At 70.5% G+C, this 13060-nt stretch carries 14 protein-coding genes; 4 read left to right on the top strand and 10 right to left on the bottom strand.

Features of this window, described 5'->3' with window-relative positions:
• Nucleotides 1-17: 17 nt before the first annotated feature.
• From AB0K28_RS11210 to nikB, 7 genes are read right to left on the bottom strand one after another with little or no spacing between them, the layout of a single operon-like run.
• The gene (locus tag AB0K28_RS11210; protein WP_345392808.1) at nt 18-1529 is read right to left on the bottom strand and encodes an ABC transporter substrate-binding protein; all 1512 of its coding nucleotides are present in this window, start codon (nt 1527-1529) and stop codon (nt 18-20) included.
• Between the two features lie 12 nt (nt 1530-1541).
• Complete coding sequence (locus AB0K28_RS11205) at nt 1542-2351, bottom strand: endonuclease/exonuclease/phosphatase family protein (protein ID WP_364367953.1); 810 nt, start codon at nt 2349-2351, stop codon at nt 1542-1544.
• A gap of 19 nt (nt 2352-2370) precedes the next feature.
• Nucleotides 2371-3018: a histidine phosphatase family protein gene (locus tag AB0K28_RS11200; RefSeq protein ID WP_364367950.1), complete on the bottom strand. Its 648-nt coding sequence runs from the start codon at nt 3016-3018 to the stop codon at nt 2371-2373.
• Nucleotides 3015-4028 (bottom strand): dipeptide ABC transporter ATP-binding protein, encoded by a 1014-nt coding sequence (locus tag AB0K28_RS11195; RefSeq protein WP_364367947.1) that lies wholly within the window; start codon nt 4026-4028, stop codon nt 3015-3017. Before AB0K28_RS11195 ends, AB0K28_RS11200 begins: the two co-directional genes overlap by 4 nt.
• Nucleotides 4012-5016: an ABC transporter ATP-binding protein gene (locus AB0K28_RS11190; RefSeq protein WP_364367944.1), complete on the bottom strand. Its 1005-nt coding sequence runs from the start codon at nt 5014-5016 to the stop codon at nt 4012-4014. The genes AB0K28_RS11195 and AB0K28_RS11190 overlap by 17 nt, the downstream gene beginning before the upstream one ends.
• Nucleotides 5016-5933: an ABC transporter permease gene (locus tag AB0K28_RS11185; protein ID WP_345392796.1), complete on the bottom strand. Its 918-nt coding sequence runs from the start codon at nt 5931-5933 to the stop codon at nt 5016-5018. The genes AB0K28_RS11190 and AB0K28_RS11185 overlap by 1 nt, the downstream gene beginning before the upstream one ends.
• A 2-nt stretch (nt 5934-5935) precedes the next feature.
• Nucleotides 5936-6859 (bottom strand): nickel ABC transporter permease, encoded by a 924-nt coding sequence (nikB, locus tag AB0K28_RS11180; RefSeq protein WP_345392793.1) that lies wholly within the window; start codon nt 6857-6859, stop codon nt 5936-5938.
• 533 nt (nt 6860-7392) lie between these two features.
• On the opposite strand from nikB, the gene AB0K28_RS11175 reads away from it, so the two are divergent.
• Genes AB0K28_RS11175 through AB0K28_RS11165 form a run of 3 tightly spaced genes read left to right on the top strand, consistent with a single transcriptional unit; the run spans nt 7393 to nt 9790 of the window.
• Entirely contained in the window at nt 7393-8355 is a 963-nt protein-coding gene (locus AB0K28_RS11175; protein WP_345392790.1) for a DUF6772 family protein, read from the top strand.
• A 4-nt stretch (nt 8356-8359) separates the two neighbouring features.
• On the top strand, nt 8360-8695 hold the full coding sequence (locus AB0K28_RS11170; protein ID WP_364367939.1) for a hypothetical protein: 336 nt from the start codon (nt 8360-8362) through the stop codon (nt 8693-8695).
• Nucleotides 8696-8737: 42 nt separating this feature from the next.
• Nucleotides 8738-9790: a LacI family DNA-binding transcriptional regulator gene (locus tag AB0K28_RS11165; RefSeq protein WP_364367936.1), complete on the top strand. Its 1053-nt coding sequence runs from the start codon at nt 8738-8740 to the stop codon at nt 9788-9790.
• A gap of 415 nt (nt 9791-10205) precedes the next feature.
• Here the strand turns inward: AB0K28_RS11165 and AB0K28_RS11160 are convergent, their stop codons facing one another.
• Together AB0K28_RS11160 and AB0K28_RS11155 are read right to left on the bottom strand one after the other, a co-directional pair.
• Entirely contained in the window at nt 10206-11153 is a 948-nt protein-coding gene (locus AB0K28_RS11160; RefSeq protein WP_364367933.1) for a hypothetical protein, read from the bottom strand.
• A 46-nt stretch (nt 11154-11199) separates the two neighbouring features.
• On the bottom strand, nt 11200-11622 hold the full coding sequence (locus tag AB0K28_RS11155) for a Rid family hydrolase (RefSeq protein WP_364367930.1): 423 nt from the start codon (nt 11620-11622) through the stop codon (nt 11200-11202).
• 95 nt (nt 11623-11717) lie between these two features.
• Between AB0K28_RS11155 and AB0K28_RS11150 the strand changes: the two genes are divergently transcribed.
• Complete coding sequence (locus AB0K28_RS11150) at nt 11718-12191, top strand: MarR family transcriptional regulator (protein WP_345392775.1); 474 nt, start codon at nt 11718-11720, stop codon at nt 12189-12191.
• On the opposite strand, the gene AB0K28_RS11145 is transcribed toward AB0K28_RS11150, so the two are convergent.
• Nucleotides 12188-13027 carry a helix-turn-helix transcriptional regulator gene (locus AB0K28_RS11145; RefSeq protein ID WP_364367927.1) on the bottom strand — a complete coding sequence of 280 codons (840 nt, stop codon included), beginning with the start codon at nt 13025-13027 and terminating at the stop codon, nt 12188-12190. The genes AB0K28_RS11150 and AB0K28_RS11145 overlap by 4 nt on opposite strands.
• Nucleotides 13028-13060 lie beyond the last annotated feature (33 nt).

Raw genomic sequence — 13060 nt, 5'->3', positions numbered from 1 at the left:
CTCCAAGATGGGGAAGGTCAGCCGACGGATACCTGCGAGAAGTCCGGCCGTCCGCTGGCCGGCATCTCCAGGCCCTTGACGTCGTCGCGGACGGCGTAGTTGTTCTTGAGGTCCACCGGGTAGAGGCCGACCGCGTCATCCCAGATGATCTTGGCGGCCTGGGCGTACAGGGTCTTGCGCTCCTCCTGGTCGAGCGACTCGCGCGCCTTGCCGAGCACCTTGTCCAGGTCCTTGTTGCAGTAGCCCATGCGCTTGGCGTCGCAGTTGTAGAGGCGGTTGAGGGTGAAGTCGGCGTCGCCGGTGCCGGTGGTGTTGGTCTGCAGGTTCATGTCCCAGTTGAGGGAGTTGAGGTCCTTCAGCCAGGTCGCCCGCTCCTTCTCCTGCGGCTGCACCTTGATGCCGACCTTCTCCCAGGCCGAGATGAACGCCTGCGCCATGGGCCTGATGTTCGGCCCGCCCTCCAGCGGCCACTGGACCGTGGTCGTGATGCCCTGCGGGTAGCCGGCCTCGGCGAGCAGCTTCTTCGCCAGCTCAGGGTCGTACGAGTACGGCTCCAGCTGCGCCGCCCCGAAGACCGCCTGCGTGATCGGCGCCTGGCCGACCGCGCCGAGGTCGCCGAACAGGTCGCCGACGATGCTCTTCACGTCCACCGCGTGCAGCATGGCCTGGCGGACCTTGACGTTGTCGAACGGCTTGTTGTTCTGGTTGAACCACAGGAAGTAGTAGTTGTAGCTGGGGCCGTTGCCGTACGCGATGCCGGGCACGTCCTGCACCTCGGGCACCTGGTCCGGCGGGATCGCGGCCAGCACGTCCACCTCGTCGTTGTTCAGCGCGGTGATCCTGGCCGAGACCTCCGGCATGTTGAGGATCTCCAGCCGGTTCACCTTGGCCTTGGCGCCCCAGTACTTGTCGTTGCGGGTGAGCACGACCTTGTCGTCGGGGCTGAAGGAGTCGAACACGAACGGCCCGGTGCCGATGGGCTTCTGCCAGTACGCGTCGCTGGTCACCTTGTCGCCCTGGCCGATGAAGACCAGGGACAGCGTGCTGGGCAGGGTGCCGAGCGGCGACGAGGTCTTGAACGTCACCGTGTGGTCGTCGGTGGCCTCGATCTCCTCGATGCCGGTGAGCAGCGGGGTCAGCGAGCCCTTGAGGTCGATCAGCCGCTGGACCGAGCCCTTGACGTCCTTGGCGGTGAACGGGGTGCCGTCGGTGAAGGTCACCCCTTCGCGCAGGTGGAACACCCAGGTCTTGTCGTCGGGGCTCTCCCACGACGTGGCGAGCTTCGGCTCCGGCTTGCCGTCCTTCATGACGGTCAGCGTCTCGAGGCTCTGCTGGACCGTGGTCTGCACCGCCTCCTCCGCCGGGTACTGCTGGACGTCCAGCGAGACGGGGAACAGCTGCGGCGCGTAGCGCAGCACCTGCTCGCCGCCGGCGGAGTCACCGGTGCCGCCGGAGCCGCCGCAGGCCGCGAGGCCGAGCGCCAGGGCGGCTGCGACGAGACAGCCCATGGCCCGGGATCGTGAGATCATTGCCTCTCTCCTTCATTTCGTTCTGGCTACAGCCGCGGCGGGCGACAGGGTGAAGGTCGCCGCGACGGGCTTGTGGTCCGACGGCGCGTTCCCGGCGGAGAAGAAGTCGACGACCTCGCTGGCCCTGGTGACCACGGGGCCACGGGAGAAGATCCAGTCGATGGCCTTCGACGGTGACATCAGCGGTGAAAGCCGTGTCCCGCGCTCGGCGACCCACGGCATCGGCGAGACGGGGTGGGTGACCGGCGAGGTGCGGCCGAGCGCGGTGAACGAGTCGAGGAAGCCGCCGTTGCCGAGCGCCCACAGCGGCGCTCCGATGTCGTTGATGTCCACCGTGAACAGGCAGGCCGCGTCTCCGGCGATCTCGTCGAGCGCCGCGACCACCCGCTCGGCCTGGCCGGCGCGCAGGTTGCGGCCGTCGGCCCGCTCCTGGGGGTGGCCTGGCCAGGTCAGGTGCGCGGTGGAGAACACCAGCGGCTCGGCGCCGGCGGTCCTCGGCCGCAGCCGCACCCAGAACAGCTCGGCGTGCTCGGCGAGGATGCCGACGTCGCGGGTGCCGTACTCGACGAGCTCGAACAGCTCCTCCCGCCACCACAGGTTGCTCTGCGTGCCCCAGCCGGGGAAGTCGTCGTGCACCCGCGCGTGGCCCGGCAGCATCTCGTCCACCACCGCGCGCGAGCGGGGGCGCAGCTCCTGGGTCGCGAGCAGGTCGGGCGGCCGGGTGGCGAACAGGTCGCGGATCGCCGGCTCTCGCTGCTCCAGGTGCGCGTCGCCCCACAGGTTGTAGGTCATCGCGACGAAGGTGAACGATCCGGTCAGCATGCTGGGAAGGTCCTTCCGATCAGTCGGTACGCGTGGCGTGCGCCGCCCACGCGGTCGGCGCGTTGTACTCGGCCACCGCGTTGCCCCGCTCGCCCGCGTAGCCGATGACCGTCAGCGAGGTGTTCACCGGCGGGGCGAAGCTGAGGTGGCCCGGCTCGGGCAGGCCCAGCGCGGCGGCCGCGGCGACCCTGATGGGCCCGCCGTGGCAGAACACGATGACGGTCGCGCCGGGTCCGGCCTTGGCGGCGGCGTCGACGAGCGCGGCCCACACGCGCCGGCGCAGGTCGGCGAAGGTCTCGCCGCCGCCCCTGCGCGGGTCGCCGCCGCGCGCGGCCTCGGCGAGGACGTCCGGGTGCTCTGCGGCGATCTCGGTGAACGTGCGGCCGACCCAGGTGCCGATGTCGGCCTCGCGCAGCCGGGCGTCCTTCTCGGCCTCCATGTCGAGGTGGCGCAGGTACGCCTGCGCGGTGTCCCACGCCCTCGGCAGGTCGCTGGAGACGACCAGGTCGGGCTTCGGGAAGCGGGCGAGCAGCGCCGCCGCGGCCACCTCGGCCTGCTCTCTTCCGGTGCCGGTGAGCCCGGAGTCGGCCTGGCCCTGGTAGCGCTCCTCGACGTTCCAGTGCGACTCGCCGTGGCGGACCAGCACCAGGCGTACGGGGGCGGTCATCGGGCACCTGCCGAGGCCGCGGGCAGCTCGGGGAAGTGGCAGGCGGAGACGTGCGCGCTCAGCCGGTCGGTGAGCGCCGGCTCCTCCGTGGCGCACCGCTCCTGCGCCTTCCAGCACCGCGTACGGAACCGGCAGCCGGACGGCGGCGACACCGGTGACGGGATGTCGCCGGTGAGGATGATCTGCTCCCGAGGCGGCGCGGCCCACGGCCTGGTCACCGGCACGGCTGACAGCAACGCCTGCGTGTACGGGTGCTCGGGGGCGGCGAAGATCTCCTCCGTCGTCCCCCGCTCGACCACCTTGCCGAGGTACATCACCGCCACCTCGTCACTGATGTGCCGCACCACCGACAGGTCGTGGGCGATGAACAGGTAGCTGAGCCCCATCTCCTGCTGCAGGTCGACGAGCAGGTTCAGCACCTGCGCCTGCACCGAGACGTCCAGCGCGGAGACCGCCTCGTCGCAGATCACCAGCCGGGGCCGCAGCGCGAGCGCCCGCGCGATGCCGACCCGCTGGCGCTGCCCGCCGGAGAACTGGTGGGGGTAGCGGTCGGCGTGGTCCGGGTTCAGCCCGACTCTGACCAGCAGCTCGCGCGCCTCGGACGCCCACTTGTCGCGGGGCAGCACGCCGGGGTTGACCAGCCAGGCCTCGCTGATGATCTGCTCGACGGTGAGGCGGGGGTTCAGCGACGCGTACGGATCCTGGAAGATCATCTGGATCTGCCTGCGCACCTGTCGCAGCTCGTCGCCCGAGAGGGTCAGCAGGTCCTGGCCGTCGAACAGCACCTGGCCCGACTCCGGCGGCGCGAGGCCGATGACCGTGCGCGCCAGCGTCGTCTTGCCCGAGCCGGACTCGCCGACCAGCCCGAGCGTACGGCCCTTGGGCAGGTCGAACGAGACGCCCGACACGGCGTGCACGGCGCCGATCTTGCGGCGCAGCAGGGAGGAGCGTACGGGGAAGCTGGTGTGCAGGTCCTTGACCGACAGCAGCGGCTCAGCCGGTGACGACATCGGTGACGACCTCCTTCGCGTGGTGGCAGGCGGCGCGGTGCGCAGTGGGGCGGCCCGGCACCGGCGCCAGCTCGGGCCGGTCGGCGCCGCAGAGGTCGGTGGCGAAGCCGCACCGGGGCAGGAACGCGCAGCCCGACGGCAGCCGGGTCAGGTCGGGCGGCGAGCCCTTGATGGGCGTCAGGCGCTCGCGCGGGCCGTCCAGCTCGGGGATCGAGGCCATCAGGCCCCGCGTGTACGGGTGCCCGGTCGTCTCGTAGACCTCCCGCAGGTCGCCGGTCTCGACCACCCGGCCGGCGTACATGAGCTGCACCCGGTCCGCGACGCCGGCCACCACGCCGAGGTCGTGGCTGATGAGGATCATCGCCATGCGGTGCTCCGCCTTCAGCTCCGCGAGCAGCGCCATGACCTGGGCCTGGACGGTGACGTCGAGGGCGGTGGTGGGCTCGTCGGCGATGAGCACGCGCGGCTTCAGCGCGATCGCCATCGCGATCATCACCCGCTGCCGCATGCCGCCGGAGAACTGGTGCGGGTAGTCGTCCACGCGGTGGTCGGGCGCCGGGATGCCCACCCGGTCCATCAGCTCGATCGCCTTGCGCCGCGCCTCGGCCCTGGACAGGCCCTGGCGGCGCCGGAACAGCTCGCCGATCTGCGCGCCGACCCGGAAGACCGGGTTGAGCGAGCTGAGCGGGTCCTGGAAGACCATGGCGAGGTCGGTGCCGTTGAGCTTGCGGGTCTCCGAGCGGGGCAGGGCCAGCAGGTCCCGGCCCGCGTAGACGATCCGGCCGCCGGCGACCTCGCCCGCCGGGCGCGGCACCAGCCCCATCAGGGCCTGGGCGGTGACGCTCTTGCCGCTGCCCGTCTCGCCCAGGATGGCCAGCGTCTCGCCCTCGGCGAGGTCGAAGCTCACCTTGTCGACGGCGGTGATCGTGCCCGCCCTGGTGCGGAACCGTACGGTCAGGTCCTGCACCGACAGCAGGGGGTCGGCCATCACATGCTCCTCAGCCGCGGGTCGAACCGGTCGCGCAGGGCGTCGCCCAGCACGCCGAAGCTGATGACCAGCACGGCCAGGGCGATGCCGGGGATCGTGGAGATCCACCACGCGTTGGACAGGTAGTCCCGGCCGTTGGCGATCGTCATGCCCCAGCTCGGCGTGCTGGCCGGGGTGCCGAGGCCCAGGAAGCTCAGTGACGCCTCGGCCAGGATCACGTGGCCGAGCTCGACGGTGGCGACCACCAGGATCGGCGCGATCATCGACGGCAGGATGCTGCGGGTCAGCAGGTGCCAGGTCCGCGCGCCGAGCGTGCGGGTGGCGTCCACGAAGTCCCTGTTCTTGAGCCCGAGCACCTGGCTGCGGGTCACCCGCGCGAACGTCACCCAGTTCGAGATGGACAGGACGATGACGACGTTCACCACGCTCGGCCCGAGGATCGCCGCGATGAGGATGGCGAGCAGGATCGACGGGAACGTGAGCTGCACGTCGGCGAGGCGCATGAGCACCATGTCGAGCCAGCCGCCGAAATAGCCCGCCGCGATGCCGGCGGCGACGCCGATGACGCCGGCCAGCACCAGCGTGGCCACGCCGACGGTGATCGACACCCGCGCGCCCTGCATCATCTGGGCGAGCACGTCCTGGCCGACCTGGTCGGTGCCGAAGAGGGCGAGCTGGCCGTTCGGCAGCGTGGTGCCGGGCGGTTTCAGCCGGGCGCTCAGGTTCGTCGCGACCGAGTCGTACTTCAGCAGGATCGGGCCCACGATGGCGGCGAGCACGTAGAAGCCGATCACCGACAGCGAGACGATGATGCGCAGCCGTCCGAGCTTCACCCGGGTCTTGCCGGGGCGGGGCGCGGGCGTGTCCGCCGGCGCGATCGGGCCGTCGGCGAGCACCTGGTCCATTGGCCTGTCCATGGTCACCGTCCCAGCCGGATGCGCGGGTCGAGGTAGCCGTACAGGACGTCCACGACCAGGTTGATCAGGACGAACCCGCCGGCGATCAGCAGGATCGAGGCCTGCACGACGTTGTAGTCGCGGGCCGAGATGGAGTCGATGAGCAGCCGCCCGACGCCGGGCCAGGAGAAGACCGTCTCGACGATGACCGCGCCGCCGAGCAGCTTGCCGAACTCCAGGCCGGCCACCGTCACGATCGGGATGATCGCGTTGCGGATGGCGTGCAGGAAGATGACCACCCGCTCCGACAGGCCCTTGGCCCGCGCGGTCTGGATGTAGTTCTCGTGCACGACGTCGAGCAGGCCGCTGCGGGTCAGCCTGATCTGGATCGCGATCAGCGGCAGCGCCAGCGTGATGCCCGGCATGATCAGCTTGTCCAGCCCGCCGTGACCGCCGCTCGCGAAGATGTGCAGCTGCCGGGCGAAGACCAGGATGAACATGATGCCGATCCAGAACGACGGCATCGACTGGGCGAGCAGCGCGAACACCGACACGATGCGGTCGGCCAGCCGGTTCACCCGCAGCGCGCCGACGACGCCGAGCGCGATGCCCAGCACCATGCCGATCACCATCGCCACGACGGCCAGCTGCAGGGTGAGCGGGAACCTGTCCAGCACCAGCCCCATCGCGTCGGCGTGGTAGCGGTAGGAGTCGCCGAAGTCGAAGCGGGCCACGTCGGCCAGGTAGATCCCGTACTGCACGAGCATGGGCTGGTTGAGGCCCATCTGCTCGCGCAGCTCCGCGATCTCGACCGGTGTGGCGTCGGAGCCGAGGATGAGCAGGGCGGGGTCGCCGGGCACCAGCCGCAGCACCAGGAAGACGATGGTGACGGCGCCCCACAACACGAACACGGCGAAGAGCGTGCGCCGGATGAGGTACGCGGTCATGGCCGGCCCGATCGCTGTCGGTCGGCATCCCGTTTCAGCATCGACAGGCAACTCCTGATCGAGCCACGACGCCCGTGGGCGTATGGCGGGGGCTTTCGGGTTTCGAAGGGTGGGCGGGGCCGGCGGCGGGGCCGTCCGGCCGTGAGGGGGAGCGGTGCGGAGGCGGCGGATCGTCGGTCACCGGTGTGGCGGCCGGGTTTCGCGCCGGGAACATTAACGTTAATGCGATTGATCGCCGATGCTAGGGTGACCGGCCCTGAGCGTCAAGGGTCCCGCCGACATCTCCTGCCGCTCATGCGGCTCTTCCGAACCTGGTTCTAGGGTCTTGACCTGTATGAACGTGGCATCGTAACGGTTCGTAACGACTGTCGGCAGGGGGTGGCGCACCCCCTGCACGGTAGGCGGCGGGGTTGACTGCCGCGAAACATTAACGTTAACGTCCGACTGCGACCGCATGACTCACTCCGGTCGATCGGTCAGGCGTAGGCATTCGCTACTTTCTTTTGCCAAGACCTTTTCAGGAGCATTCGGCAATGACCACGATGGAGCGGCCCGACCTGGCCGCAGAACTTCGCTCCGCCATTTTGTCGGCGGATCCGAGGCTGTCGAAGTTCAACCCGCTTCGGCGCATTCTCGCGTACGACGACTTCAATTCGGGCACCCACGGCTGGACGGAGCTGCTGGGCAACTACAACGGCAACGGCGACCTGTCCACGGTCGACGACCACATGCGGGACTTCCGGCCCCCGCAGCTGTCGAACTGCACGTTCTTCGACATCGGCAGCCACGGCGCGATGACCGGCTCGTACGCGCTCAAGCTCGCCACCCGGCCCTACCAGGGCCACACCGCCACCGCCATCCGCCGGCTCACCATGAGCGGGCGCGGCCTGCTGCAGCTCGAGGCGTACTTCACCTACAAGGCCGAGGCGACCATCGACGGCAGCGCGAGCGACGAGTTCGGCGACGTCACCTGGGACGGCAACCTGCACCCTTCCGAGGCGCAGTTCGGCTGCTTCACCGTCGCGACCGACCTGTGCGGCGACGGCGGCCTGCGCTATCACACGGTGGCCCGCTACCTGAACACGTCGCTGGACAACAAGCTCGCCCGGCAGTGGGTCTATCCGAGCGTCCCCGAGCCGACGCCGCGCGAGCACCTCGAAGGCAAGATCAAGCTGAAGTACGGGGCCGACTTCACCGCGCCCAATCCCGATGACTGGCACCCGTTCGGTGAACCGCAGGAACTCTGCTACAACGAGGTGCCGACGAAGGTCAACTGGCATTACCTGCGCTGGGTCATCGACACCGAGGCCCGGCGTAACGTCGAGTTGCAGATCAACGATCGGGTCATGGACATGTCGGACGTCCCGGTCCCGCCGTACAAGGAGCGGTACGACTCTCTGGAGAACCTCCTGAATTTCTACTTCTCCGTACGGACCCACTCGAAGGTCCGCAACTTCCTCTTCCTTGACTCGGTCCTCATTTCCACGGAGTGGTGACGTAATGCGGCAGGTGCAGACGGCGGTCCTCGAACGGGACACGACGTTCGTTTCCGACTTCGCGACGGAGCCCTACGAAGTGGCGTGGGCCGGCGAAGCGCGGTGGTTCGTCCACACCCTGGCGACGTCCGGCGACGACGCCGAGGTGCGGCTGGTCACCCAGATCTCGCCCGACGGCCTGACCTGGTGTGACCTGGACGGCGAAGAACATGTCATCACAGAACCCGGTTTGGTCACATGGCCGGTCGATCATTTCGGACAATGGCTACGGTTGCGCGGCACGGTGACGGGGGCCGACCCGTCCGCCAAACTGCGCATCTATCTCACGGTCAAGAGCTGAGAACGGCCGCGGACTTCTAGCGGAGTTCCAACGAGAGAGGGCATGCGAATGGCTGGGGCTCGGCGTCACACCCTGCGGGACATCGCCGCGACGTTGAACCTTTCCGTCAACACCGTCTCGCGTGCCCTCTCCGGCAAGGACGGCATAGGGGAGGAGACCAGGGCCCGCGTACGCGCAGAGGCCGAACGGGTCGGCTACGTCCCCAACTCCATGGCGAGGTCGCTCGTCCTGGGCTCCGCGATGACGTTCGGCCTGGTCATCACCAACCCGTCCAACCCCTTCTACGCGCAGCTCATCTCCACCATCGAGCTGCGCGCCCGCGCCCAGGGCTACTCGCTGCTGCTGACGGTGACCGAGGAGTCGGAGGAGCACGAGATGCGCGCCGCCGAGTCGCTGCTGCGCTCCTCGGTCAGCGGGTCGATCGTGGTGCCCGTCCAGGCGGGGGCCGACGCGTGGCGGCGGCTCGGCTCGGTCGGCGTCCCGACCGTGCTGATCAACCGTGACCTGCCCGACCTGGGCTACCGCTTCGTCGGCACCGACAACGAGCTGGGCGGCCACCGCGCCGCCGCGCACGCCATCGCCCGTGGCGCCCGCTCGATCGTGGTGCTCGAAGAGGACCTGCCCATCACCACCATCGACCACCGCATCGCCGGCTTCCGCCGCGCCATGGCGGAGGCGGGGCTGCCGGTGCCGCGCGGCAGCATCATGCGGGTCCCCACCCGCCGGCACGAGCACGTGGCGCTGCCGTGGCAGCCGCAGCAGGCGTACCAGGTGGCCCGCCGCATGCTGCGCCGCTCCCGGCTGCCCGACGCGGTCGTGGTCGGCAACGACTACTTCGCGCTCGGTCTCTACCGCGCGCTGGAGGAGCACGGGCTCAAGGTGCCCGACGACATGATGGTGATCGGCTTCGGCGACCACCCCTTCTCCGCCTTCCTCTCCCCGCCGCTGACCACCGTGCGCCTGCCCGCCGACGAGATCGGCACCATCGCGGTGGACCTGCTCCTGGAGGAGATCGCGGGCGGCCGCAACGCCCGCCCGTTGAAGCAGCTCATCGCCCCCACCCTGGTCGAACGCGGCTCCACGTTGCGCGCCTGATCCACCGCCCGCCAGGCCAGCCGGCCGGCTTCGACGTCGGCACGCAGCCCGCGCACCGGCTCGCCCCGCTCCAGGGCGCGGGCGGTCGCTTCGAGCAGGGCCCCGTACGACGGCCAGACGTGCGACTCGCCTGTGTGCACGCCGTCCTCGTTGTGATAGCTGCCGGTGCGGCCGCTCTCCTGGTCGATGAACAGCGTGCCGCCCGTGCCGTCGTAGCCGATGGGGATCAGGCGGCCATGCCAGTAGTACGGGCTCATGCTCGGGTCGTCGAGGCGGGCGCGTGCCGCCTGAGCCAGCGTTCGATGCGCCGCCAGGCGGCGTTCACCTCGGCCGTCACGGCGGCCGGTGGGACCCGGACGACCGGTTCGCGGCGGGCGGGCAGGCAGCCGGTGGCGCGCTTCTCCGCGTTCGTGGGCTACTGCGGCGTCGGCGTCGGCGTCGGCGTGGGCGTGGGCGTGGGTGTCGGGGTCGCCTGGCCCGCGCAGCCGCCCGGGAGCGGGGCCTTCTCGGCAGACCAGTGCAGCTCGCAGCCCCGCGTCACCGCCGGGTACGTGCCCGCCAGCGGGGTGCCGCTCTCCAGTGCGGTGGCCAGGGCCTCCAGCAGGGCCACGTGGGAGGGGAAGCTCATCGGGCCGTCGTAGCGGATCTTCTCGCGTACGGCGATCTCGCCCACCCGCCCGGTGCGCGGCTCGACGAACAGGTCGCCGCCGGTGGCGGCGGTGCCGATGGGCAGCAGGCTGCCGTGCCAGGTGCCGCGCTCGGGATCGGCGTTCGCCAGGTCGCCGCCCATGACGAGGTCGTGGCACTTGTACGCCTTGACCGAGGCCATGCCGCCGGCGTCCAGCAGGCCGTACCCGCCGGGGAGCCTGAAGCCGTCGCCGAGGTTGCCGTCCGCGCCGTCGTGGCGCAGGAACGAGGCGTACAGGTCGTCGGGCAGGCGGCCCGCGTGGTGCTCCCAGGCCGCGAGCCGCTCGGGCTCGGCGCCGGCGTGCAGTTTGCGCAGGGACGCCGAGGCGTACGCGGCCAGCCACCGCTCGATCCGCTCCCATGCCACGCCCACCCGTTCCGCGAGCGCCGGGTCGGGCTCTCGTGCGGTGTACACGGGCTGGGGGCCCTGCGGCGGCCCGCCGGAGTCCGGTTGTCGTCCCACGTAGAGCGGTGGGCAGCCGACGGAGAGGGCCTCGTCGGGGGTGAGGACGGCGGCGGCCATGGCGGCGTCGCGCTCGGGGGTGCCGCAGGACACCGTGTCGCCGACGAAACCGCAGAAGTAGCTCTCGTCCGCGCGCCGCGCGTCGGAGGCGAGCCCGCCGAGCAGCACGACGACCGTGAGCCCGAGGGCGAGGGGCCGGGGTAAGCCGATCATGCACGCGTACGATACGGCAGCCCCGCCTCCCCCGCGATGAGCTCGCTCAGGCGCCGCTTCCGACCACGGCGGTGGCGCGGATCTCGACGCGCATCTTCGGGGCGCCGAGTGCGGCGACGCCGATCTCCGTCCAGATGGGGGCGCGGTCGCCCATGCGCTTGCGGAACTGCTCCACCATCACCCGGTTGTGCACCTCGCCGATGAAGTCCGGCGAGTCCGGAATGTGGTACGAGTCCACCGCCACGACGTCGCGCCAGGTGGCGCCGGCCGTGGCGAGGGTCCGCTCCACGTTGTCGAAGGCCCGCACGATCTCGTCCTCCAGGGACTCGGGGAAGCGGAAGTCGTCGTCCCACCCGCCCTGCCCCGAGATCTCCACCCGGTCGCCGATGCGCACCGCCTGGTTGTAGTGCATGGTGGTCAGCTGCCGATCGCCGTACCCGGGGGTGGCGAAGAACTCCGGCTCACTCATCACGACTCCTCACTGATTTACTTCATCCTTGAAGTGAAAGCTACCACCTATTCACTTCAAGCGTGAAGTGACGATCCCCCGATAGGCTGAACCTCATGGCCAGCACCCCTGACGAGCCGCTGTGGCTGACCCCGGACGAGAAAGAGGCGTGGACCGGGCTCGTCTCCCTCGTCCTCCTGCTGCCCGGCAGGCTGGAGGCGCCCCTGCAGCACGACTCCGGCCTGAGCCTGTTCGAATACCTGGCGCTCAGCCACATCTCCGAGGCACCAGGCCGCCGCCTGCGCATGAGCGAGCTGGCCTACCTGGCCAACGGCTCGCTCTCGCGCCTGTCCAACGTGGTCAAGCGCTTCGAGCAGCGCGGCTGGGTGGAGCGCTCGCCCGACCCCGAGGACGGCCGCTACACGATCGCCGCGCTCACCGACGCCGGTTATGAGGTGGTCGTCGCCGCCGCGCCCACGCACGTACGCTCGGTGCGGCGCTTCGTGCTCGACCCGCTCACCGCCGCCGACCAGAAGGCGCTGGCCCGCATCGCCGCCAAGCTGCGCATCCGTCCCGTCGACCTGGCCTAGGCTCCGACCTCCTGGCTGCCGAGGACGTCGAGCAGGGCGAGCTTCTCGGCCGCGTCGCCCCCGGCCGGAGCGGTGAACCACAGCAGGCGCTGCGACCCGTCCTCGCTCAGCAGGCTGAGGCAGTCGAGCTCGATGACGCCCAGCTCGGGGTGGACGAGCCGCTTACGGTCGGCGCGGCGTACCGCCACCTCCTGCCGCGCCCACAGCCCGGCGAACTCGGCGCTCGTCGCGAGCAGCTCGTCGATGAGCCCGCTCACCTGCTCGTCACCGCCGCGCCGCGCCGCCACGGCCCGCAGGTCGGCGACGAACACGCGCGACTGATGATCGTGCTCGTCCGGGTGGTAGCGGGAGCGGGCGTCCGGGTCGGTGAACCACCGGTGGACGAAGCTGGCCGCGCGGCCCTGAACGGGCGGGATCGGGCCGAGGAGCGCGGTGGCCAGGCGGTTCTGGACGAGGACGGCGTGCAGGTCGGTGATCACCGCGGCGGGCGTCGCGGGCAGGCGTTCCAGGAGGTCGAGCATGCCGGGGTGCACGTGGGCGGACAGGCTGTGCCGCGGCGGCACCGGGCGTCCCGCGAGGAAGTAGAGGTGGGAGCGCTCGTCGGCGGTGAGCCGGAGCGCGCGGGCCAGCGCCGCCACCATCTGCTCGGACGGCTGCGCGCCGCGCCCCTGCTCCAGCTGGTTGTAGTAGTCGGTGGACGCCCCCGCCAGCACCGCCACCTCGTCCCTGCGCAGCCCGGGCACCCGGCGCCGCGTCCCCGGCGGCAGCCCCACCTCGCCCGGCTTGATGCGGTCGCGCCGCGACCTCAGGAACGCCCCGAACTCCTGCAGATCCATGCCTTCATTGTCGCTCCACGGCCGGGGTGGAGA

The sequence above is a fragment of the Nonomuraea sp. NPDC049504 genome (assembly GCF_040676845.1).
Classification (GTDB): domain Bacteria; phylum Actinomycetota; class Actinomycetes; order Streptosporangiales; family Streptosporangiaceae; genus Nonomuraea; species Nonomuraea salmonea.
This window is presented reverse-complemented; position numbering and strand designations above follow the sequence as displayed.